The organism is Pectobacterium aroidearum (assembly GCF_041228105.1).
GTDB lineage: Bacteria > Pseudomonadota > Gammaproteobacteria > Enterobacterales > Enterobacteriaceae > Pectobacterium > Pectobacterium aroidearum.
The window spans coordinates 3074652-3097249 of the sequence record NZ_CP166097.1 but is presented as its reverse complement, the minus strand read 5'-3'; the positions used below and the strand labels follow the sequence as shown (position 1 = coordinate 3097249).

The 22598-nt window shown below is 53.0% G+C and carries 22 protein-coding genes; 10 read left to right on the top strand and 12 right to left on the bottom strand.

Going from position 1 to position 22598, the window contains the following annotated elements; all coding sequences use genetic code 11:
* Nucleotides 1–8 precede the first annotated feature (8 nt).
* The 5 genes from potG to rlmC all read left to right on the top strand — a co-directional run bounded on the left by potG (nucleotide 9) and on the right by rlmC (nucleotide 4878).
* On the top strand, nucleotides 9–1142 hold the full coding sequence (potG, locus tag AB8809_RS14150; protein WP_181829136.1) for a putrescine ABC transporter ATP-binding subunit PotG: 1134 nt from the start codon (nucleotides 9–11) through the stop codon (nucleotides 1140–1142).
* Nucleotides 1143–1156: 14 nt separating this feature from the next.
* The gene (potH, locus tag AB8809_RS14145) at nucleotides 1157–2122 is read left to right on the top strand and encodes a putrescine ABC transporter permease PotH (RefSeq protein ID WP_180777000.1); all 966 of its coding nucleotides are present in this window, start codon (nucleotides 1157–1159) and stop codon (nucleotides 2120–2122) included.
* Nucleotides 2119–2964: a putrescine ABC transporter permease PotI gene (gene potI / locus AB8809_RS14140; protein WP_010277277.1), complete on the top strand. Its 846-nt coding sequence runs from the start codon at nucleotides 2119–2121 to the stop codon at nucleotides 2962–2964. Before potH ends, potI begins: the two co-directional genes overlap by 4 nt.
* A gap of 191 nt (nucleotides 2965–3155) precedes the next feature.
* Nucleotides 3156–3608, top strand: a complete 453-nt coding sequence (locus AB8809_RS14135; protein WP_015839952.1) for a YbjO family protein — start codon at nucleotides 3156–3158, stop codon at nucleotides 3606–3608.
* Between the two features lie 127 nt (nucleotides 3609–3735).
* The gene (gene rlmC, locus AB8809_RS14130; RefSeq protein WP_349856376.1) at nucleotides 3736–4878 is read left to right on the top strand and encodes a 23S rRNA (uracil(747)-C(5))-methyltransferase RlmC; all 1143 of its coding nucleotides are present in this window, start codon (nucleotides 3736–3738) and stop codon (nucleotides 4876–4878) included.
* A gap of 356 nt (nucleotides 4879–5234) precedes the next feature.
* On the opposite strand, the gene artJ (AB8809_RS14125) is transcribed toward rlmC, so the two are convergent.
* The 5 genes from artJ (AB8809_RS14125) to artP all read right to left on the bottom strand — a co-directional run bounded on the left by artJ (AB8809_RS14125) (nucleotide 5235) and on the right by artP (nucleotide 9075).
* A complete protein-coding gene (gene artJ / locus AB8809_RS14125) occupies nucleotides 5235–5966 on the bottom strand; it encodes an arginine ABC transporter substrate-binding protein (protein WP_349856375.1) in 732 nt (243 codons plus the stop codon).
* A gap of 232 nt (nucleotides 5967–6198) precedes the next feature.
* Nucleotides 6199–6867, bottom strand: a complete 669-nt coding sequence (gene artM / locus AB8809_RS14120) for an arginine ABC transporter permease ArtM (RefSeq protein ID WP_015839955.1) — start codon at nucleotides 6865–6867, stop codon at nucleotides 6199–6201.
* On the bottom strand, nucleotides 6867–7583 hold the full coding sequence (gene artQ, locus AB8809_RS14115) for an arginine ABC transporter permease ArtQ (protein WP_015839956.1): 717 nt from the start codon (nucleotides 7581–7583) through the stop codon (nucleotides 6867–6869). The genes artM and artQ overlap by 1 nt, the downstream gene beginning before the upstream one ends.
* Nucleotides 7584–7594: 11 nt before the next feature.
* Complete coding sequence (gene artJ, locus AB8809_RS14110; protein ID WP_180776995.1) at nucleotides 7595–8326, bottom strand: arginine ABC transporter substrate-binding protein; 732 nt, start codon at nucleotides 8324–8326, stop codon at nucleotides 7595–7597.
* A 20-nt stretch (nucleotides 8327–8346) separates the two neighbouring features.
* Nucleotides 8347–9075: an arginine ABC transporter ATP-binding protein ArtP gene (artP, locus tag AB8809_RS14105; RefSeq protein WP_180776994.1), complete on the bottom strand. Its 729-nt coding sequence runs from the start codon at nucleotides 9073–9075 to the stop codon at nucleotides 8347–8349.
* Between the two features lie 207 nt (nucleotides 9076–9282).
* On the opposite strand from artP, the gene AB8809_RS14100 reads away from it, so the two are divergent.
* Nucleotides 9283–9606, top strand: a complete 324-nt coding sequence (locus AB8809_RS14100; RefSeq protein ID WP_015839959.1) for a heavy metal-binding domain-containing protein — start codon at nucleotides 9283–9285, stop codon at nucleotides 9604–9606.
* 68 nt (nucleotides 9607–9674) lie between these two features.
* On the top strand, nucleotides 9675–10502 hold the full coding sequence (locus tag AB8809_RS14095) for an N-acetylmuramoyl-L-alanine amidase (protein WP_349856372.1): 828 nt from the start codon (nucleotides 9675–9677) through the stop codon (nucleotides 10500–10502).
* Here the strand turns inward: AB8809_RS14095 and AB8809_RS14090 are convergent.
* The 4 genes from AB8809_RS14090 to AB8809_RS14075 form a co-directional block, all read right to left on the bottom strand.
* Nucleotides 10499–11935 carry a DUF2867 domain-containing protein gene (locus tag AB8809_RS14090; RefSeq protein WP_349856371.1) on the bottom strand — a complete coding sequence of 479 codons (1437 nt, stop codon included), beginning with the start codon at nucleotides 11933–11935 and terminating at the stop codon, nucleotides 10499–10501. The two genes, AB8809_RS14095 and AB8809_RS14090, sit on opposite strands and share 4 nt — an antisense overlap.
* Before the next feature lie 172 nt (nucleotides 11936–12107).
* Complete coding sequence (gene hcr, locus AB8809_RS14085; protein WP_349856370.1) at nucleotides 12108–13151, bottom strand: NADH oxidoreductase; 1044 nt, start codon at nucleotides 13149–13151, stop codon at nucleotides 12108–12110.
* Between the two features lie 136 nt (nucleotides 13152–13287).
* Nucleotides 13288–14940 (bottom strand): hydroxylamine reductase, encoded by a 1653-nt coding sequence (gene hcp / locus AB8809_RS14080; RefSeq protein ID WP_256554750.1) that lies wholly within the window; start codon nucleotides 14938–14940, stop codon nucleotides 13288–13290.
* Nucleotides 14941–15128: 188 nt separating this feature from the next.
* Nucleotides 15129–16028 (bottom strand): lysine exporter LysO family protein, encoded by a 900-nt coding sequence (locus tag AB8809_RS14075; protein WP_180776990.1) that lies wholly within the window; start codon nucleotides 16026–16028, stop codon nucleotides 15129–15131.
* 312 nt (nucleotides 16029–16340) lie between these two features.
* Between AB8809_RS14075 and AB8809_RS14070 the strand changes: the two genes are divergently transcribed.
* Nucleotides 16341–18005 carry an ATP-dependent endonuclease gene (locus AB8809_RS14070; protein WP_349856427.1) on the top strand — a complete coding sequence of 555 codons (1665 nt, stop codon included), beginning with the start codon at nucleotides 16341–16343 and terminating at the stop codon, nucleotides 18003–18005.
* A gap of 113 nt (nucleotides 18006–18118) precedes the next feature.
* Here the strand turns inward: AB8809_RS14070 and cspD are convergent, their stop codons facing one another.
* Nucleotides 18119–18340 carry a cold shock-like protein CspD gene (gene cspD / locus AB8809_RS14065; protein ID WP_010277240.1) on the bottom strand — a complete coding sequence of 74 codons (222 nt, stop codon included), beginning with the start codon at nucleotides 18338–18340 and terminating at the stop codon, nucleotides 18119–18121.
* A gap of 421 nt (nucleotides 18341–18761) precedes the next feature.
* Between cspD and clpS the strand changes: the two genes are divergently transcribed.
* Together clpS and clpA are read left to right on the top strand one after the other, a co-directional pair.
* The gene (clpS, locus tag AB8809_RS14060) at nucleotides 18762–19082 is read left to right on the top strand and encodes an ATP-dependent Clp protease adapter ClpS (protein WP_005967385.1); all 321 of its coding nucleotides are present in this window, start codon (nucleotides 18762–18764) and stop codon (nucleotides 19080–19082) included.
* Between the two features lie 29 nt (nucleotides 19083–19111).
* Nucleotides 19112–21385 (top strand): ATP-dependent Clp protease ATP-binding subunit ClpA, encoded by a 2274-nt coding sequence (gene clpA, locus AB8809_RS14055; protein ID WP_015839967.1) that lies wholly within the window; start codon nucleotides 19112–19114, stop codon nucleotides 21383–21385.
* A gap of 159 nt (nucleotides 21386–21544) precedes the next feature.
* On the opposite strand, the gene infA is transcribed toward clpA, so the two are convergent.
* Together infA and aat are read right to left on the bottom strand one after the other, a co-directional pair.
* A complete protein-coding gene (gene infA / locus AB8809_RS14050) occupies nucleotides 21545–21763 on the bottom strand; it encodes a translation initiation factor IF-1 (RefSeq protein ID WP_002211347.1) in 219 nt (72 codons plus the stop codon).
* A gap of 113 nt (nucleotides 21764–21876) precedes the next feature.
* Nucleotides 21877–22581 carry a leucyl/phenylalanyl-tRNA--protein transferase gene (gene aat, locus AB8809_RS14045; protein WP_349856369.1) on the bottom strand — a complete coding sequence of 235 codons (705 nt, stop codon included), beginning with the start codon at nucleotides 22579–22581 and terminating at the stop codon, nucleotides 21877–21879.
* Between the last annotated feature and the right edge of the window lie 17 nt (nucleotides 22582–22598).

Sequence of the window (22598 nt, the reverse complement as noted above, 5' to 3'; positions counted from 1 at the left end):
AATGCGAAGTGAATGACGCGATCCCCCGCCCTCAATCAAAACCTCAAAAAGCGGCCACACCGCTGCTGGAAGTGCGTAACCTGACGAAGTCGTTCGATGGTCAGGCCGCCGTCGATGATGTCAGCCTGACGATTTATAAAGGCGAAATTTTTGCTCTGCTGGGTGCATCCGGCTGTGGGAAATCCACGCTGCTGCGTATGCTGGCGGGTTTTGAGCTCCCCACGCAGGGGCAGATTGTTCTGGATGGTCAGGATTTGTCATTGGTGCCGCCTTACCAGCGTCCTATCAATATGATGTTTCAGTCTTATGCGCTGTTCCCACACATGACGGTGGAAAAGAATATCGCGTTTGGTCTGAAGCAGGACAAGCTACCGCGCGCAGAAATTAAAGACCGTGTGGAAGAGATGTTGTCGCTGGTGCATATGCAGGAGTTCGCTAATCGTAAACCGCATCAGCTTTCCGGCGGCCAGCGTCAGCGTGTCGCATTGGCACGTAGTCTGGCGAAGCGTCCTAAACTGCTGTTGCTGGACGAACCGATGGGAGCGCTGGACAAGAAACTGCGTGACCGCATGCAGCTCGAAGTCGTCGATATTCTGGAGCGTGTGGGCGTGACTTGCGTGATGGTGACGCACGATCAGGAAGAAGCCATGACCATGGCAGGCCGTATTGCCATTATGAATCGCGGTAAATTCGTACAGATTGGCGAACCGGAAGAGATTTATGAGCACCCGAACACGCGTTTCAGCGCGGAGTTCATCGGCTCGGTCAATATGTTTGAAGGGATCTTGCAGGAACGTCAGGACGATGCGCTGATCATCAAAAGCCCTGGGCTGGTGCATCCGCTGAAGGTGGATTCGGATGTCTCGGTGGTGGATGGCGTTCCGGTCTACATCGCGTTGCGTCCAGAGAAGATCATGTTGTGTGAAGAGGTTCCAGCCGATGGCTGTAACTTCGCGGTAGGGGAAGTGGTGCATATCGCCTATCTGGGCGACCTGTCGATTTACCACGTCAGGCTCAACAGCGGGCAAACCATCAGCGCGCAGTTACAAAATGCTTACCGCTATCGCAAAGGCGCACCGACCTGGGGAGATGAGGTCCGGCTGTGTTGGGATGCGGATAGCTGTGTGGTTCTGACGGTGTAGTGAGGAAGAATGCCATGACTTTATTTCCCGAACGTAGCACGGCGGAACCACCGGGCAAGGCCAGACTCTGGCTCCGTGTGCTGATGGCACGCTGGCGTCAAAAGCACGGACGTAAGCTGGTCATTGCGCTGCCGTATCTGTGGCTGCTGCTGCTGTTTATGCTGCCATTCCTGATCGTGTTCAAAATCAGCCTTGCAGAGATGGCGCGGGCGATCCCGCCGTATACCGATCTGGTTTCCTGGATGGACGACAAGCTGGATATTTCCCTGAATCTTGGGAATTACCTGCACTTGTTGGACGACCCGCTGTATTTCGATGCCTATATGCAATCACTCCAGGTTGCTGCCGTGTCGACGTTGTGCTGTCTGTTTATCGGTTATCCGTTGGCTTGGGCGGTAGCGCACAGCAAACCTTCAACGCGTAATATCCTATTATTGTTGGTGATTCTGCCATCGTGGACGTCATTCCTGATTCGCGTCTACGCCTGGATGGGGATTCTGAAAAATAACGGCATCCTGAATAACTTCCTGCTGTGGCTGGGTGTGATCGATGAACCACTGGTCATTCTGCATACCAATTTGGCGGTTTATATTGGTGTCGTGTACTCCTATCTGCCGTTTATGGTGCTGCCGATCTATACCGCGCTGATGCGGTTGGACTATTCGTTAGTGGAAGCATCGTTGGATCTGGGCGCGCGGCCGCTGAAAACCTTTTTCAGCGTGATCGTTCCTTTAACGAAAGGCGGAATTATTGCCGGCTCGATGCTGGTCTTCATCCCTGCGGTGGGGGAATACGTGATTCCAGAACTGCTCGGCGGGCCAGATAGCATCATGATTGGCCGTATTTTGTGGCAGGAATTCTTCAATAACCGTGATTGGCCGGTGGCGTCTGCCGTTGCCGTCGTTATGTTGCTGCTATTGATTATGCCGATTATCTGGTTCCACAAACATCAGAGCAAAAGTGCGGAGGGTGAGGCGTGAATAATTTACCTGTTGTTCGCTCACCGTGGCGTATTGTGATTTTGGTGCTGTGCTTTACGTTCCTCTATGCGCCGATGCTGATGCTGGTGATTTACTCATTCAACAGCTCCAAGCTGGTTACCGTCTGGGCTGGCTGGTCGGCGCGCTGGTACGTTGAGCTATTCCACAATACGGCGATGATCAGCGCGGTGCTCCTGAGTCTGACGATTGCCGCAGCTTCGGCCACGATGGCCGTGATTCTTGGAACAATCGCCGCCGTGGTGATGGTGCGCTTTGGCCGTTTTCGTGGTTCCAATGGGTTTGCATTCATGCTGACAGCACCGCTGGTTATGCCAGATGTGATTACCGGCCTGTCACTGCTATTGCTCTTTGTGGCGTTAGGTCATGCGATTGGGTGGCCAGCGGAAAGAGGGATGTTAACTATCTGGCTGGCGCACGTCACGTTCTGTACCGCCTATGTCACCGTGGTTATTAGTGCTCGTCTGCGTGAGCTTGACCGTTCTATTGAAGAAGCAGCAATGGATCTGGGCGCGAATCCGCTCAAGGTGTTCTTCATTATCACGGTGCCGATGATTGCGCCTGCGCTGCTTTCCGGCTGGCTGCTGGCGTTTACGCTGTCGCTGGACGATCTGGTTATCGCCAGCTTCGTGGCTGGACCAGGTTCGACGACGCTGCCAATGCTGGTGTTCTCCAGTGTCAGAATGGGCGTTAATCCACAAATTAACGCATTGGCTTCCCTGATATTGTTAGTCGTTGGTATTATTGGTTTTATCGCCTGGTGGTTTATGGCGAGAGCAGAGAAGCAGCGCTATCGCGATATGCAAAAAGCGAGACGCGGCTGATTCGATTTCTCACTGTAATTTGTTAGCCTAGCGAAGATTTCCAGCAACGCCGCCAGAGTATGGGGGCGTTGTTGTTTTATATTCGCGTTGGGTTTTATATCAACATCCCATTTTATGTGGGTGTTGTATTTGGGGGCGGATAAATGACCGCATGAAGGGAGAGCGTTGAAATTCTGTATACAAAGAAGGAAATGACACAACGCAAAGTTTATGCCCCGGTACCAGTCATGGTGGCGGGGATTGCGATTATTGCTACTCGTTTTTTGGGGATTTTGCTGCTGGTGTGGGAGCTAGGGCTCAGCGATTTTAGCGGCTGGATTGGCAGCAACGCAGAAGCCTGGGATTCGACGCTGGTGTTACTGTTATCACTTGTTGTCGTTGGCGTTGAGATTCGCTGCGGCTTTGCCGTTTTGGCTGGTGTGAACTGGGGGCGCTGGGGCTATGTGGCCTGTCAGGCCGCGGTGGTGTGTTACCTATTGCTAGCGTCGTTCAGTGAGTTTATGCCGGCAATATTCCATATTTCAGGAGAGAACAATGCTGCCGTATTGCATCAGCTCCTGCTGCAAAAGATCCCGGATCTTCTGGTGATTGTTTTACTGTTTCTGCCACGACGCAGTAAGCGTTTTTTTCTGCGCCAGAAATAGACATTTATCGCTCTTGAACCTGTCTGGCTGCTGGCGTTGCCCATGAACAAGCGGAAAGATCGCAGGGTGACGCCATCAGGGTGGTATAATCCTCTCATTCCGTATTATTTTTAATAGTTAGATTTTTATGCATTGTGCCCGCTACAGCACGGGAACCTGTCGTTCCTGCCAATGGCTGGAAAAAGCCTACCCACAGCAGCTATCCGATAAGCAACAGCACCTTGAAGGCTTGCTACAGCCACACGCCGTGCAGCGCTGGCTGCCGGTGCAGCCTTCTGCGCAGTCTGCGTTTCGTAATAAAGCCAAAATGGTGGTGAGCGGCAGTGTGGAGAGCCCGCTACTGGGGATGCTGCATCGTGATGGAACGGCGGTGGATCTTTGCGATTGTCCCCTTTATCCGTCCAGCTTCGCACCGGTTTTCGACGTGCTTAAAGTCTTCATCGCCCGAGCGGGGCTGACGCCTTATAACGTGGCTCGACGCCGTGGGGAGCTGAAATACCTGCTGCTGACGGAAAGTACGCAGCGCGGCACGTTTATGCTGCGTTTTGTTTTACGTTCGGAAACTAAACTGGCGCAGCTGCGTGCCGCATTGCCCTGGCTACAGCAACAGTTACCGCAGCTTGAGGTGATATCCGCCAATATCCAGCCGGTCCATCAGGCGATAATGGAAGGGAAAACAGAAATCATCCTAAGTGAGGCTGCCGCGTTGGCCGAACAGTTCAATCAGGTGCCGCTGTATATCCGTCCGCAAAGTTTTTTTCAGACGAACCCGCAGGTGGCGGCTGCACTGTATGCGACAGCACGCGACTGGGTTGCAGAGCTGAATATCACCAGCATGTGGGATCTGTTTTGCGGAGTAGGGGGATTTGGTCTGCACTGCGCGTCACCGGAGATGCGTTTGACAGGGATTGAAATCAGCGCTGAGGCAATAGCCTGCGCACGCCGCTCTGCGGAACAGCTTGGGCTGAAACAGGTGGAGTTTCAGGCGTTGGATTCTACACAGTTCGCGACAGGTAAAGCGGAAATTCCCGAGCTGGTGCTAGTCAACCCGCCACGCCGCGGTATCGGCCGCGAACTGTGTGCTTACCTGAGCCGTATGGCACCGGACTATATTCTCTACTCCAGCTGTAACGCCGAAAGCATGGCAAAAGACATGACCGAGCTGACGAATTATCGTGCGCTGCGCGTACAGCTGTTCGATATGTTCCCGCATACGGCGCACTATGAAGTGCTGATGTTATTGAAACGTGATGATATCGAGAAAATCTAGGTCATCTGTGTTCTTTGTGGAGCCTGCTGCATCAGGCGTAAAAAATTGCGCTGAGGTGGGCGTGGCCGCCGGATGAGCGGTATGGACGCCGCGAAAGTCTGCGCCGCGTAAGGAACGCGTCGCAGACGGTCCGAACAGCGGATACGAGCGCCGAAGGCACCGCGAAGCGGCGCAATTAGCGCCGAAAAGCCAGTGGTCAAGGCGCTGCGGCGTTTGAGCGCGCCTTGTCGGGCGTGTGATGAAATGACAGAAGAATACCGTAATTAACACGCACGAAACCTTTAAACGACCTAACACGTAATAGTGGGAGCGTTCGATAACGCGGTACATTCATACCGCGCTACGCGAAGTGAACCTTATTGCGGGAACCACTTGTCGTTGATGGCTTTGTACGTGCCGTCCGCTTTGATGGCGTCCAACGCTTTATTCAGTTTCTCCAGCAGTGCTTTGTCATCGGGACGAACGGCGATGCCTAATCCGGTACCGAAGTATTCTGCGTCAGTCACGTGTTCACCAACCGTTGCCAGTTCAGGGTTCGTCTTAATCCATTCGTTGACGACAGCGGTATCACCGAATACACCGTCGATGCGGCCGTTTTTCAGATCCAGTACCGCGTTCTGATAGCTGTCATAAGAGACGGTTTGTACTTCCGGGTGCTTGTCGTGCATATATTTCTGGTGCGTCGTACCGTTTTCCATACCAATACGTTTGCCTTTCATCGCCGCAAAATCGCTGAATTTGCCTTTTTGCGCGATAACGACAGCAGAGTTGGCATAGTAAGGCTGCGTGAACATGACCTGCTTGCTGCGTTCTGGGGTGATGTCCATACCGGAAATCACCGCGTCATAGCGACGGAATTTCAGCGCAGGGATCAGGCTGTCAAATGCTTGATTGGTGAACGTACAGGTTGCCTGCATTTGTTTGCACAATGCTTTCGCTAGATCCATATCGAAACCGACGATTTCGTTGTTGGCATCCAGTGATTCAAAGGGTGGGTAGGTGGCTGATGAGGCAAAACGGATGGTGTCTGCCGCGGTGGCGCTGAAGGCGATTCCTGCCAGTAAGGTGGCGAGCACTAATTTTTTCATTACCTACTCCTGTCTGTTTTTCTTATAAAATAGTTACGCGGAAACATTCCAACGTCATGGCGATTACCATGCCACTGATTGAATTTATATGCAATAAAAATGATTAATAAGTCGATTTGTTGCGTATTTTTACATCAGCAGGCAACGGACTAAGGGGACGGGCAGAGATGGCACGCCATAAAAAAAGCAGGCTGGTAAAGCCTGCTTTCTAAACGGATAAGTGTGATAAGGATTAATTACGGCGTTCAAACACCAGCGCACGACGTTCAACCCAGCGCATCAGTAGCGTCAGTAACCCGTTGACACACAGGTAGATAATCCCGGCGGCACCAAACACCATCACGTCATACGTCCGGCCGTACATCAATTGGCTGTAGCCCATGACTTCCATCAGCGTAATGGTGTAAGCCAGTGACGTACTCTTAAACACCAGCACCACTTCATTTGAATAAGAAGACAGCGCACGCTTAAACGCGAACGGCAGCAAAATGCGTAATGTTTGCCGCTGATTCATCCCCAGTGCCGCACAGGATTGCCACTGTCCGGCAGGAATCGCTTTGACTGCGCCATAGAACAGCTGCGTGGTATAAGCCGCACTATTGAGCGCCAGCGCTACCATCGCACACAACCACGGTTGCGAAAGCAGATTCCATAGCCAGGGGATTTGCTGGATAGAAGTAAATTGCCCTGGGCCATAGTAAATCAGGAAGATTTGCACCAGCAGCGGCGTGCCGGTAAACAGCGTAATGTAGCCTTTTGCCAGCATCGAGATGACAGGCGTTTTGAGCGTCAGTACGACGGTCAGCAGCAACGACAACACCAGCGCCACGACGATAGAGACCGCGGTTAAGGTCAGGCTGGTATGCAGGCCTTTTAATAGCTCAGGTAAATAAGCGAGCATCAGGAAGGTCTCCGCTCAAAACGCGTGGTGCGCAGTTCAATGCGTTTCAGCACATACTGACTTAACAGCGTGATAATCAAATAGATCGCTGCCGCGACAACGTACCAGGTAAAGGGCTCTTGAGTCCGTGTCGCAATGCTTTTGGTTTGCAGCATCAAATCATTAACGCTAATCAGCGAGACCAGCGCGGTATCTTTCAGCAATACCAGCCACTGATTGCCTAATCCTGGCAACGCATGGCGCCACATCTGCGGCATGATCAGACGGAAAAAGATCGCAGATTTACTGAGTCCCAGCGCCTGACCCGATTCCCACTGTCCTTGCGGTACGGCTTTTAGCGCACCACGCAGCGTTTGGGAAGCGTAAGCGGCATACAGCAATGCCAGCGCAATCACGCCACACAGGAAGGGGCTGATTTCAAACATGCCGATATCCAGTTTTACCGGGATCTGCACGATGAAGAGATTCAGGGTGAAACCATCCGCCAGCATCATCAGCAACTGGGACGATCCGAAATAGATAAACAGCACGACCAGAATTTCTGGCAGGCCGCGCAGCAGCGTCACGACGGCGGTTCCCGTCCAGCTAACGGCTTTCCAGCGAACGGTTTCCCAAACGGCAAACAGCATCGCCAGCACGAGGCCGAGCACCAGTGCACAAACGGCAAGGCCGACGGTCATCCCGGCGGCGCTTGCAAGAGGTTGGAATTCAATCATTGAGCGTCAGATTACTGCTGGAACCATTTTTTGTAGATGGTCTCGTAAGTGCCATCCTGCTTGATTTTGTTGAGCGCATCGTCGAATTTCTTCAGCAGCTCATCGTTGTTCTGGCGCACGGCGATGCCCAGACCGATACCGAAGTAACCTTTATCTGTTACGTTTTGACCAACGGTCGTCAGCGTATCGTTCTGTTTCAGCCATTCGTTAACCACGGCGGTATCACCGAACACGGCATCCAGACGGCCATTTTTCAGATCCAGCACGGCATTCTGGTAGCTGTCGTAAGGCACAGTTTTGATATCGCTATGCTTTTCCATCAGGTATTTCTGATGGGTCGTACCATTCTGTACGCCAACGCGTTTGCCTGTCAGCGCAGCAACATCGGCCACTTTCCCTTTCTGGGCAATAAACTGAGCGGAGTTATCATAGTAAGGCTGAGTGAATGAGACCTGTTGCTGACGCTCTGGAGTAATATCCATTCCCGCGATGACGGCTTCGAAGCGACGGAATTTCAGGCCGGGGATCAGGCTGTCGAAAGCCTGATTGCTGAACGTGCAGTTTGCCTGCATTTCTTTGCACAGGGCATTAGCCAGATCGATATCAAAACCCTGAATCTGGTTATTGGCATCGACAAATTCGAACGGAGGGTAGGAGGCTTCGGTCGCGAAACGGATGGTATCCGCGGCGTTAGCAGAGGCGGCGCCTACTGCGAATAAGGCTGCAACAATCAATTTTTTCATTATCATTTTCCTGATAGTAATCAATGTGACAAATAACCAGCGAATTCAGGCGTCTGCGGCTGGGTAAAGTGCGTCGCATCCCCCTGTTCAACGATGCGGCCGTTTTCCATATACACTACCCGGCTGGCCGTTTTACGGGCAAATTCGACTTCGTGGGTCACAATCACCTGCGTGATGCCGGTTTGCGCCAATTCACGGATGATGTTGACGACCTGAGCGGTAATCTCTGGATCCAGTGCGGCGGTGGGCTCATCAAATAACAGCACCTGAGGTTCCATCATCAGCGCACGCGCAATCGCAACACGCTGTTGCTGCCCGCCAGACAGATGAAGGGGAAAGCGATCGGCAAAGTCATTGAGGCGCAGACGCGTCAGCAGTTTATCCGCCCGCGCTTTGGCTTCTTCTTTACTCAGTCCCAGCACGCGGCAGGGCGCTTCAATCAGGTTTTGCGCGACGGTCAGATGCGGCCATAAATTGTATTGCTGGAACACCATCCCGACGTTCTGACGCAACTCACGGATCGCGCTATCGGATGGCGTGCGCTGAAAATCAAACTGATTACCGGCGATGGAAAGCGTACCAGAGCGCGGCATTTCCAACAGATTAAGAACTCGTATCAGCGAGCTCTTTCCTGCTCCGCTGGGACCAAGAAGAACCAGCGTTTCACCCGCAGGACAATCGAGGGTGATATCAAATAGCGCCTGGTATGTGCCGTAGAAACAGTTAATGCCGTTTAGTTGAATACTCATGCGTAAGAATTGAATAGACATTGATGCGGCGAATGTTAACGTCGGCAGAATAGTTATGCAATCACCGGGGGTTAAAATTTGCCAATAAGCGATTTGTTGGTTAAATAATAGCACAAAATAACGGCTTACGGCTTGGAGACACGCTTTCTCGTCGTGGGTGCCAGCCGTACAGCACATTGATAGTCAATCGCAGTGAAAGGAGATGACATGCAATTATCTACGACACCGACCCTGGAAGGCTTCACGATTACTGAATATTGTGGCGTCGTGACCGGCGAGGCCATTCTGGGCGCGAACATCTTCCGTGATTTTTTTGCCAGCATTCGCGATGTCGTTGGCGGTCGTTCCGGTGCATATGAGAAAGAGCTGCGTAAGGCGCGCCAGATCGCGTTCAAAGAGCTACAGGAACAGGCCGCTGATTTAGGCGCGAATGCCGTGGTAGGCATCGATCTTGACTATGAAACTGTCGGGAAGGATGGCAGCATGCTGATGGTGACCGTCAGCGGTACCGCAGTAAAAGTTCGCCGCTAGTGGCTGAAATAGCCGATTAGTGCAGGCAAGAGACGCTGCGGAAAAGATACCTATATAGTGGAATAACGATGTTGAAATGGATGGTCTGCATAGTGCTGGGGCTGTTGACGGGGTGTCAATCGGCTTCCTCGTTACAGGAACAGAATAATTATGTGCTGGAGACGGGAGTGCAGTCGCGGGCACAGGAGTCCCGTATTCGCTTTCTGGTGATCCACTACACCGCGGAAGATTTTGCCACCTCGCTGAATATTCTGACGGATGAGCATGTCAGCGCGCATTATCTTGTTCCGGCGCATCCGCCTTTGCAGCGCGGCAAGCCGCTTGCCTGGCAACTGGTACCGGAATCTCAGGCTGCCTGGCATGCGGGTGCCAGTAGCTGGCGCGGGTTTAGTCGGCTGAATAATTCCTCGATTGGTATTGAGATTGAAAACGCGGGCTATCAGCGCACGCTAACAGGCTATACGTGGGAGCCGTTCACTGCCGCGCAGATTCAACTGGTAACTGCGCTTGCCCGTGACATTGTCGCTCGCTACCAGATTGCGCCGCAGAATGTGGTCGCACACAGTGATATTGCCCCGCAGCGGAAACAAGATCCAGGGCCGCTGTTCCCCTGGCAGGCGCTGGCGCAAGCGGGCGTGGGTGCCTGGCCGGACGCGCAGCGGGTGGCGTTTTATTTGCAAGGACGACCAACGACGCAGCCGGTGGATGAAGCGGTTCTGCTGGAAAAGTTAGGACGCTATGGCTATTCGGTGCAGGATACGATGACGGCGCGTGAGAAGCGGCAGGTGATTGCCGCTTTCCAGATGCATTTCCGACCTGCGAACTATCAAGGTCAGCCAGATGCGCAGAGTGAAGCGATTGTCGACGCACTGCTGGAGAAATACGGCAGCCGCTAAACCACTTCCTTCTCTGCCAGTTTCGCAATGCGCGCTGCCATGCCACGGAAGATAAACAAATGAGCTGGCATCATCAGAAACCAGTAAACCAGCCCGTTGAACCCAGAAGGATGCCAGCGGGCGCGGACATCCACGGTTCGGTGAGTGCCTTTGTCCGTGATAGTAAAGTTGAGTTTACCCAGCCCCGGTGCTTTCATGCCGAATAGCAGTACCAGCTGACGCTGTGGCTTGATCGAGATAACCTTCCAGCCGTCGATTTTGTCGCCCACTTCCAGCGTCGGGCGCTCGGGGCGTCCATAAGTGACGCCGTTACCGCAAAGATCGTCCAATCGGGCACGGATGTTCCACAGCGTATTCGCGTAAAAATAGCCCTCTTTGCCACCGACCTGCTGAATGACCTGCCAGAGCGCCTGACTGGAGGCTGTTGTCTCCATCGTATGCCCCGCCTGTTTAGGGTAAAAACCGTAATTTGGTTTCCAGCGCGCGCGAACCTCGGTGTCATCGCCCCAATCGGCCTGCTGTACGCTCTCCATTTCGCTTTGCAGCGTGAGGCGTACGGCGTCATCAAAGCTCATCAGCGTTTGTGGAATCAACGTCTGTAGCTCATGGCCATCGGCCTGCAAATCGTGTTTTAACCCCTGAATCAATGCTCGGGCGATGGACGGGGGAACCGATGTCACCAGATGCAAGAACCAGACGGACACCAGATGCGTCGGCATCGGAACGGGAATCAGCACTCTGCGTTTGCCGCTAATCTGAATGAAACGCTCGAACATCGTCTGGTAGCTGATGTATTCGGGGCCTGCGGCATCCATGATGCGATGTTCTGTCGCGGGGTGCTGCACGATGTCGATCAGATAAACCAGCAGGTTTTCCAGCGCAATGGGCGACGATTTAGAACGCACCCAACGTGGTGGCGTCAGCACTGGCAGGTTATAGACCATATCTCGCATGATCTCGAATGCCGCCGAACCCGCGCCAATAATAATGCCCGCACGCAGTTCCGTGACGGGGATGCCGCTGCTGCGCAGAATATCACCGGTAATCTGGCGTGCCTGCATATGCGGTGAGGTGTCATCTTTTGCCTGAAGCGACCCCAGATAGATAATCTGTTTCACGCGGCTGGAGGCCAGTGCCAGCAGCAAATTCATGGCCGCCATGCGTTCCCTTGCCACGAAGTCCGCGCCGTCGCCCATGCTGTGCACCAGATAATAGAGCGTTTCCGCGCCCCACAGGCCATCAGGTAGGCTTTCTGGCTTGGCGAGGTCAACCTGTTGGCAATCGACGCCCGGCCAATGCCGTGACGCGAGGGACTCGGTATTGCGACCGGCAGCGATGACCTGCTTGCCCTGTTTGCTCAATCGTTCGGTTAAATGGCGGCCAATGTAGCCAGTTGCGCCCAGAATCAGGATCGGGGCTGAGGGGGATGTCATGTGCCAGCGGCTCCGCAGCAAAATATAACCATGGCTTACTATAACGGGGAAAAGGCAAAAAGTGAGGAAAAGAGTGGCATTGATACTCGTCTGAAAGCAACGCGTATTTAACATGGCCTACCTGCCCGATAGCTCACGCTAGCAGGCAGAAGGGGATAAAGCGAGGAGCGTATCAGGCCAGAACGGCGTCGCCTTGCAACTGGCAACTACAGGCCAACACATAGCCCTGTTCGATCTCGGCGGGGGTAAGCGTCATGGTACTGGTCGTGGTGTACTGACCAGACAGTACGCGGGTTTTACAGCTTCCGCAAACACCGGCGCGGCAGGCAGCGACAACGGGCACCTTATTGGCTTCCAGTGCAGCCAGCAGGCTGATCCCCACCGGAACGCGCAGATTTTTCAGCGGACGGCTGATGGTCAACGTGAGTTGATCTGCATCCTCGTCCACCATGTCATCTGCCGGGCGGAACTGTTCTTTGAAGATGCGGTTTGAGGCAACGCCAAGCTGTTGACTCAGGGTTTCCATCTGGTTCATGTAGGGGGCTGGACCGCAGGTCATCACGGTACGGCTGGCGATATCCGGCACGTGTTCGGCCAGCAGGTCGCCGCTGATACGTCCGGCAAGGAAACCGGGTGCGGCGTTAAACTCTGCCATCAGCGTCAGATGCAGTTGCTGCGGGTAACGCTGCACCAGATCCTGCCATTCGCGGGCGAAGATCACCTGCAACGGATTGCGTACGTTGAAAATTACGTGGATATCGGTTTGCGGCTTGTTTGCCAGCAGCCAGCGGCACATTGACATAATTGGCGTGACGCCGCAGCCTGCCGCCGCCATCAGGTAGCGATCGCTGACCGCGTTAGCGCAGGTAAATTCGCCCTGTGCATCAGACAGCCACAGGTAATCACCGACTTTCAGCGTTTGGGTCAGCCAGCGGGAGCCGATACCGTCGTCCAATCTTCTTACCGTCAGGGTAATAAAGCGGCTGAGGCCCGGTGAAGAAGAAATCGTATAAGCCCGCAGCGTCTCCGCGCTGTTAGCAATGCTGACCAACGCATACTGACCCGGCTGATACGGATAAAAATCATGATTAACCAGTGAAATCGTCCAGACATCGGGCGTTTCCTGCGTAATGGAATGCACCTGCATGCGGTTAGAACAAAGCGGCGTCGGCCCCGTCTGTGGTACTGGCACTGTCTGTAGTGCGGGCATGGTCATAGTCAATCTCCATAACAAACGGATACGGTGAAGCGTGTAAAAAAGCAGCCCATAAAGATTGGGCTTAGCGTGAGGTGCAGTGCTAACACCTCACGCGGCGTGCCGAGGAATGCGCTCCTCCGCCCGCGTTAATTCATCAAGCGGCCAGAATGGTGTTCATGTCCTGTTCAACGGTGGTAATCGCCCGCATACCGAATTTCTCGTTCAGAATGGCGAGCAGGTTGTCCGTCAGGAAGCCCGGAGCCGTCGGCCCGGTGTAGATGTTCTTCACGCCGAGGGACAATAGGGTAAGCAGGATGACGATCGCTTTCTGTTCAAACCACGACAGCACCAGACTCAGCGGCAGGTCGTTTACGCCACAGCCCAGTTTTTCTGCCAGTTTGACGGCCAGAATAATGGCGGAGTAGGCATCGTTACATTGGCCGACATCCAGCAGACGCGGCAGGCCTTCCAGCGTACCGAAGTCCAGTTTGTTGAAACGGTATTTACCGCAGGCCAGCGTCATGATCAGGCAGTCCTGTGGAACGTTCAGCGTGAAGTCAGTGAAGTAGCTACGTTCTTCACGGCTACCGTCGCATCCGCCAACCAGGAAGACGTGGCGTAGTTTTTTCTGTGCGACCAGATCGATCACGGTGTCGGCGGCGCTCAGTAGAGTTTCGCGACCAAAGCCGACGGTGATCATGTGTTCGATTTCACTGTACGGGAAGCCAGCCAGACTCTGTGCCTGTTCGATCACTGGACTAAAATCGTCGCCTTCCAGATGGTTCACGCCCGGCCAGCCAACGATGCTGCGCGTCCAGATGCGGTCGCCGTAGTTACCGACGTTTGGATCGATAATGCAGTTAGAGGTCATGACGATCGCGCCAGGGAATTTGGCGAATTCTGTCTGCTGGTTCTGCCAGCCGCTGCCGTAGTTGCCCGCCAGATGCTTGAATTTTTTCAGCTCTGGGTAACCGTGTGCAGGCAGCATCTCGCCGTGCGTATAGATGTTGACGCCTGTCCCTTCAGTTTGCTCCAGCAGCATGCGCAGGTCTTTCAGGTCATGGCCGGAAATCAGAATCGCTTTACCTGCAATCGGACGAACGTTAACCGCAGTCGGCTGTGGGTTACCGTAAGCATCGGTTTCGCCACGGTCGAGGATTGCCATGACGTTGAAGTTCATTTTACCGATACTCATAGCGTTGTTCAGCAGGGTATCAACATCGGATGGCTGTGTGCCCAGCCATGCCATGAAAGCATGATATTCGGCGTAGATAGCGTCATCATACTGACCAAGAACGTGTGCGTGCTCCATATAGGCCGCCGCGCCTTTCAGGCCGTAGAGGTTGAGCATGCGCAAGCCGTGAACATCATCGCCGACGATAGCTTTATCGCTGTCCAGCGCAAAATCCGCCGCCTGTTGCAGTAAGGTTGGAATATCGTTGCCAGCCAGTTGCAGCGCTGCCATTGGGTGATCCACGGTCGCGGTGGCATCGTGCAGACGGCAGCGAACCGCCAGAGACTCACGCAGTGTGATGGCTTCCTGTGCGTAGCCAATAATGCGCTGGGAATCGAAGTTTACGTTGGTCAATGTAGAGAAGAAGGCGCGTGGTGCAAAATTGTCGACATCGTGATCGATGATATCCAGCTCGCGCGCTTTCAGCGCCCAGGCAGAAAGCCCTTGCAACACAGCGACCAACAGGTCTTGCAGATCGGAGGTTTCTGCGGTTTTGCCGCACATGCCCTGAGCGTAAGAGCAGCCGTTTCCAACAGGGGTACGAATCGTTTGTTCACATTGCACACAAAACATAATGACTTCCTTTTTTAAGTTGCATTTAAAATGCTTGTTTAAAGCATAGTGTCAGCCGAGGCAGGTAAAAAGGCTTTTTTACTGCAACTTTAGGTAAATTTGATTTAGCGCAATTTTGGTGATGGGCAATGAAAATCACTCTCAATCACGGCCCATAAAAGCAGGGAGAAACAACGTCTAGTGTGTGCTTATGAGGAAAATAGCGCCATCAGTATCGGTGCGGCGAGGCTTAATAAGAAACCGTGTACGATAGCCGCAGGTACGATATCGATGCCCGCGCTGCGCTGTAAAACGGGCAGAGTGAAGTCCATCGAGGTCGCACCGCAAAGCCCTAACGCAAAGGAACGGTTACGCTGTGCCAGCGCGGGAACGAGCATGATAGCCAGCAGTTCGCGAGTCAGATCGTTGAAAAACGCCGCGCTGCCGATGACGGGCCCAAGCGCGTCGGTCAGCAGAATGCCAGACAGCGAATACCACCCATAGCCTGATGCCATCGCCAGACCGGTTTTCAGCGGCAGCCCCAACACCCACGCGGCCAGCAGTCCGCCGCCCAGCGCACTGATACCGACGATGAGAGCGATGACCAGACCGCGACGGTTTAATACGATTTGGCGCAGCGTCATCCCGCTGTTACGCAGTTGGACGCCCACCAGGAATAACAGAAAAATCAGGGCATATTCGCTGCCTTTGCTGGCATAGGTGAACCCTGACCAGTGCGTTAATCCAAGTAAAAAACCACCGAATACCACGCTGCAAAGTTTGAACGATTCAAGGATCATACGCAGTCGGGAAGGTGGGGTATCGTCTTTGTACTTGCTGCGCCACGCACTGCGCTTTTCCCATAACCACAGGGCAACACCGTTTGCCGCGACAATACAGATGGCGAAGACGGCGGTGTAGCGAAAGATCAGTAACAAATTGCTGCTGATATTTTCCAGAAAGGCCAGACTTATTCCCATCAAAAACAGAATAACGTACACCATCCAACTCAGCAGTTGGTTAATCAACTGTAATGTTTTTTTGGCGCGCAGCGGCACCAGATAGCCAATGATGAGCGGTAATAAAATAATTAATAATCCTGAATACATCACAGAATTGATGTCCTTACGCGAGAAAAACGGCGCTAACCCGTATTTTAGGATGAGCTGGGGCTACCGTAGTCAGACAGTGAGGCTTTTCTTCTTCATTTCTATCCCCGATAGACATCGACACGGCGGAAACACAAACCGTTCATTGACAACATCGTGGGATTCATCGGCTACACTTGGCGGGAAGAAAAACGATAATTTATTAAAATTAAACAAATTATCGGAGTGAGTAAAGCGCTGTCTGGCAGGATGTTCTCTATGATGGGCATTCTGGCAGCAGAAAACCGCAGGCAGCCGCTACAGGAGAGAAGGATGCATCTGGAAAGTATTGAAATCCTGGGATTTCGGGGAATCAATCGTCTGTCGCTGGCGTTGGACGAGAATAACGTACTGATTGGTGAGAACGCCTGGGGGAAATCGAGCCTGCTGGATGCGCTCTCGCTGCTGCTGGCACCGACATTGCCGCTTTATCATTTTGATATGCAGGATTTTCACTTCACTCCGGGGGATGAAAATAGTCGGGAAAAGCATCTTCAGATTATTTTCACGTTTTGTGAAACCGCACCTGGCCACCATTTATCTCCGCGCTACCGTTCGCTTAGCCCTGTTTGGGTGGAAGGCGAGGCATCGTTATACCGCATTTTCTATCGGCTGGAAGGTGAGGTGGACGAAAGCCAGTCGGTTTTCACCTGGCGTAGCTTTCTGGACGCCGACGGGCACCCGATACCGCTGGATGATATTGATGAACTGGCCAGAGAGATTATCCGCCTGCATCCGGTGCTGCGGCTGCGCGACGCGCGTTTTATGCGGCGTCTGCGTTCCGGAACGCTGGCGGCGACGTTAGATAACAGTAATGAAAAGCTGGCCCAGCAGTTTGAGCAACTGATGCGCGAGCTGGCGCAAAATCCGCAGAAGCTGACGGATAAAGAGTTGCGGCATGGTCTGGTGGCGATGCGGCAATTACTGGAGCACTATTTTTCCGAGCAGAATGCCACGGGGAACGACCGACGCCATCATCGTCATGCGCGAGCACACAATGGTAAATCGTGGCGCTCGCTGGACAATATCAACCGCCTGGTTGCCGATCCAAATAGCCGCAGCCGGCGCATTATCCTGCTGGAGCTATTTTCTACGCTGTTACAGGCGAAAGGGTCGGTAGCGCTGGATCCGCATGCCCGTCCGCTTTTGCTGATTGAAGACCCCGAAACCCGCCTGCACCCGATTATGCTATCCGTCGCCTGGGGGCTTCTGGTGCAGTTGCCGCTCCAAAAAGTCACGACAACGAATTCGGGAGAGCTGCTGTCGCTGGTGCCGATGGAGCACGTGTGCCGTCTGGTGCGGGAATCGTCACGGGTTGCGACATATCGCATTGGTCGTCAGGGCATGAGTGCGGAAGACAGTCGGCGCATTGCGTTTCATATTCGTCTGAATCGACCCGCTTCACTTTTCGCACGCTGCTGGCTGCTGGTGGAGGGGGAAACCGAAGTCTGGATGCTGAATGAACTGGCACGACAATGTGGGCACCATTTTGAGGCGGAAGGGGTGAAGGTGATTGAGTTTGCCCAATCCGGGCTCCGGCCACTGCTGAGGTTTGCACGGCGTATGGGGATTGAATGGCATGTGCTGGTCGATGGCGACGACGCGGGGAAAAAGTATGCAGCGACGGCGAAAAGTATGTTAACCGTTCAGGACGAGAGCGAGCGAGATCATCTGACCGTCTTGCCCGCATCGGACATGGAACACTATATGTATCGTGAGGGGTTCAGTCACGTGTATCACCGCACCGCGCAGTTGCCGGAGAAAGTGCCGCTATCGATGCACAAAATCATCATCAAGGCGATTCATCGTTCATCCAAGCCCGATCTGGCGATTGAGGTGGCGATGGAGGCAGCAGCGATGGGCAGCGATGCAATCCCACCGCTTATACGCAGCATGTTCTCCCGCGTCCTGTGGTTGGCCCGCGGACGTGCGGATTAGCGTGATACAGAAATAAAAATGCCGTTCAGTGTGCTGAACGGCATTTGTCGCATTATAGTCATTTTACGGTTTAGCGTAGGTATTCTGAGTAAACGTGTAGGGTGTCGAAGGGATCAGGATGCGGCCTCGGCGACTTGCGGGACGATCAGGCAAGCGTGATTACCTTTCGGCCCTTGATGAACATCAAACCTGACAACCTGTCCGGCTTTCAGAGTCCGGTAGCCATCCATTTGAATGGTTGAGTAGTGCGCGAAAATATCGTCACCTCCCCCCTCTGGACAGATAAAACCAAACCCTTTGGCATTATTGAACCATTTAACAGTACCTGTCTCCATGCATTGACATCCTTCGCAAGAGTATTCTTTTCAGTAAGGTGTGGTTATTTGGTTACTACGAATACGAATTGATTAAAACCCCATCAATTCATCCGTACACTTTAGTGAAATCGATCCCGGCGTCAAGCGATCCACCGCGTGGTGTTGAGGGGAGTTTGTCAAAGTTTGATGCAGATAACGCTATTGATGAACCGACGATCGCGTTGCGTACTCAAGATATCGGTTACAGGCCTTGAATTTTGCTTTCCAGGAACCATTTATTCCCTCAGGTGGTAAAATAAAAAGTAGACGTGATACTGTAAATGTAGAGATACCCGTCATCTTTCAAGTCGCAGGCGCGCATTTCCTGCTTCTCGAATCTATTGGGAATAAACAGACGAATTCGCGCGCCGCGGTATTCGTTACAAGATGTGGATAGAGAATGGGAAACAACAGTACGTGGTCACAATCTGAGAACCTGACCGCCGATAAACAGAAAGAAAAATTGCAGCCGCCATCCATGTACAACGTGGTGTTGAATAATGATGATTACACCCCGATGGAATTTGTTATTGACGTTCTGCAAAAGTTCTTTTCTTATGATATTGAACGTGCCACACAGCTTATGTTAACCGTGCATTATCAGGGGAAAGCGATTTGTGGCGTATTCAGCGCTGAAGTGGCTGAGACCAAGGTCGTACAAGTCAATCGTTATGCCAGAGAAAACGAGCACCCGCTGCTCTGTACGCTGGAAAAAGCCTGAAGTCAGGCGTTTTATTGGGAGAGGTGCCTATGCTCAATCAAGAACTGGAACTCAGTCTCAACATGGCTTTCGCCAGAGCGCGTGAGCACCGACACGAGTTTATGACCGTGGAGCACCTGCTGTTAGCACTGCTCAGTAACCCAGCCGCCCGTGAAGCATTGGAAGCCTGTACGGTAGATTTAGCCGCGCTGCGCCAGGAACTGGAAGCGTTCATTGAGCAGACCACACCAACATTACCGCAAAGTGACGACGAGCGAGAAACTCAGCCTACGCTCAGCTTCCAACGCGTACTCCAACGCGCCGTCTTCCATGTGCAGTCTTCCGGCCGCAGCGAAGTGTCCGGCGCTAACGTTCTGGTCGCGATTTTTAGCGAGCAGGAATCTCAGGCTGCCTACCTGCTGCGCAAGCATGACGTCAGCCGTCTGGATGTGGTGAACTTTATTTCCCACGGCACGCGTAAAGAAGAAACCGATCAGGCGCCGAACCCTGAAAATCCCGTCAATGAAGAACAGGCAGGAGGGGAAGATCGTATGGAAAACTTCACCACCAATCTGAATCAACTGGCTCGCGTTGGCGGTATCGATCCGCTCATTGGCCGGGATAAAGAACTGGAGCGCACGATTCAGGTCTTGTGCCGCCGTCGTAAAAATAACCCGCTACTGGTCGGCGAATCCGGCGTGGGCAAAACCGCGATTGCTGAAGGGCTGGCTTGGCGTATTGTGCAGGGCGATGTACCGGAAGTGATGGCGGAATGCACGCTGTACTCGCTGGACATTGGTGCGCTGCTGGCAGGCACCAAATACCGCGGTGACTTTGAAAAACGCTTCAAGGCGCTGCTGAAACAGCTCGAACAAGATAAAAACAGTATTCTGTTCATTGATGAAATTCACACGATCATCGGCGCAGGCGCTGCGTCCGGCGGTCAGGTTGATGCCGCTAATCTGATTAAACCGCTGCTTTCCAGCGGCAAGATCCGCGTCATCGGTTCAACCACCTATCAGGAGTTCAGCAATATCTTTGAAAAGGATCGTGCGCTGGCGCGTCGTTTCCAGAAAATCGATATCACTGAACCTAGCGTGGAAGAAACCATACAAATCATTAATGGTCTGAAGCCGAAGTATGAGGCTCACCATGATGTTCGCTATACGTCGAAAGCGATTCGTGCGGCGGTAGAGTTGGCGGTGAAGTATATCAACGACCGTCATCTGCCGGATAAGGCGATTGATGTGATCGATGAAGCGGGCGCACGCAGCCGTCTGGTGCCAATCAGCAAACGGAAGAAAACGGTTAATGTGAGTGACATCGAATCTGTTGTCGCCCGTATTGCCCGTATTCCAGAAAAAACCGTCTCCGCCAGCGATCGCGATGTGCTGAAGAACCTCAGCGACCGCCTGAAAATGCTGGTGTTTGGACAGGATAAGGCTATTGAAGCGCTCTCTGAGTCTATCAAGATGAGCCGAGCAGGGCTGGGTCAGGAGCGTAAGCCGGTTGGTTCCTTCCTGTTCGCGGGTCCTACCGGTGTCGGTAAGACGGAAGTGACGTTACAACTGGCAAAAGCGCTGGATATTGAACTGCTGCGCTTTGATATGTCTGAATACATGGAGCGCCACACGGTCAGCCGCCTGATTGGTGCGCCTCCGGGCTATGTGGGCTACGATCAGGGCGGCCTGCTGACGGATGCCGTGATTAAGCATCCTCATGCGGTGCTGCTGCTGGATGAAATTGAGAAAGCGCATCCGGACGTCTTTAATCTGCTGTTGCAGGTGATGGATAACGGTACGCTGACGGACAACAATGGCCGTAAAGCGGATTTCCGTAATGTCATTGTCGTCATGACCACCAACGCAGGCGTGCGGGAAACACAGCGTAAATCCATCGGTATCATCCATCAAGACAATAGCAGCGATGCGATGGAAGAGATCAAGAAGGTATTTACGCCGGAATTCCGTAACCGTCTGGATGGCATTATCTGGTTCAACCATCTGTCGACTGACGTCATTCAGCAGGTTGTCGACAAATTTATCGTAGAACTTCAGGCGCAACTGGATGCGAAAGGCGTGTCGCTGGAAGTCAGTGATGAAGCGCGTAACTGGCTGGCAGAAAAAGGCTACGACAAAGCGATGGGTGCCCGACCGATGGCGCGCGTAATGCAGGAAAGCCTCAAGAAACCGCTGGCCAACGAGCTGCTGTTTGGTTCACTGGTAGACGGTGGTTCTGTCACGGTAGAACTGGATAAAGAGACGCAGCAGTTGACCTACGGCTTCAAGAGTGCGCAGAAGCGGAAAGCGGAAAGCGTTAATTAATCAATATCGTTTGATACCTAAAAGGGATGCTGAGGCATCCCTTTTTTATACCCCTTTGCCAGACTCTCTCCCAAAAACAAAAGCCCTTGCCATGAAGGGAAGGGCTGGGGAGGGTGTCACATCCTCGTATATCGCTGTTATCAGCGATGGGCGAACCGGTTAACGGCTGCGGAAGACAATGCGGCCTTTACTCAGGTCGTACGGGGTTAACTCTACAGTGACTTTGTCACCCGTCAGGATGCGGATATAGTTTTTACGCATTTTACCGGAGATATGAGCGGTAACCACGTGCCCGTTTTCCAATTCAACGCGGAACATGGTGTTGGGCAGCGTATCAAGCACGGTGCCTTGCATTTCAATATTGTCTTCTTTGGCCATCGAATCCTCTAGGTCTAACTACCTTTATTTTTTAACCGCAAGATAATGCCGAAAAACCGCCATTATGTAAAGAAGCGTTCACGTTTGGGGGATTATTTACCCGTTTTTCTCTGTCATAGCGTCGGTTCGGCGAGCTGTTGGGGGAGCCAGCAGCCGTCGTCGACGGCGAGATCCTGCCACTGAGAAAGCTGTTGCAGGAAGCGATCGCGAGAGATTTCACTTACGCCCAGCGACGCGGTATGGGCGTTTAACACCTGGCAATCAATCAAATGACCACCGTGGCAAATAAAATGTTGTTGAAACGCCAGCAGCGCGTATTTTGACGCATTATCTGTACGGCTGAACATCGACTCACCGCAAAATAATCTTCCTTGTTCAACGCCATATAGCCCACCAACCAGTTTGTCATCCTGCCATACTTCGACAGAGTGCGCTTTGCCGGCCAAATGAAGCTGGCGATAGGCTGAGATAATCTCCGACGTAATCCAGGTGCCGTCATGGTGTTCATGGGCACAGGCGTGAATGACGTCATCAAACGCCTGATTCAGCGTGGCGTGAAACGTATGGCGCTTCAGAAACTTTTTCATACTGCGGCTGACATGGAGTTCATCAGGAAACAGCACTGCACGCGGATTCGGAGACCACCATAAAATAGGCTCACCGGGAGAGAACCAGGGGAAAATTCCCTGTCGGTAAGCTGCTTTTAACCGGGCAACGGAGAGATCGCCGCCAACGGCCAGCAGGCCGTTGGGGTCATCCAACGCATGGTTCGGATCAGGAAACTGAAGCGATTGAGGTGATAGTTGGTATAGACGCATGTTTTTCAAACGTTGTG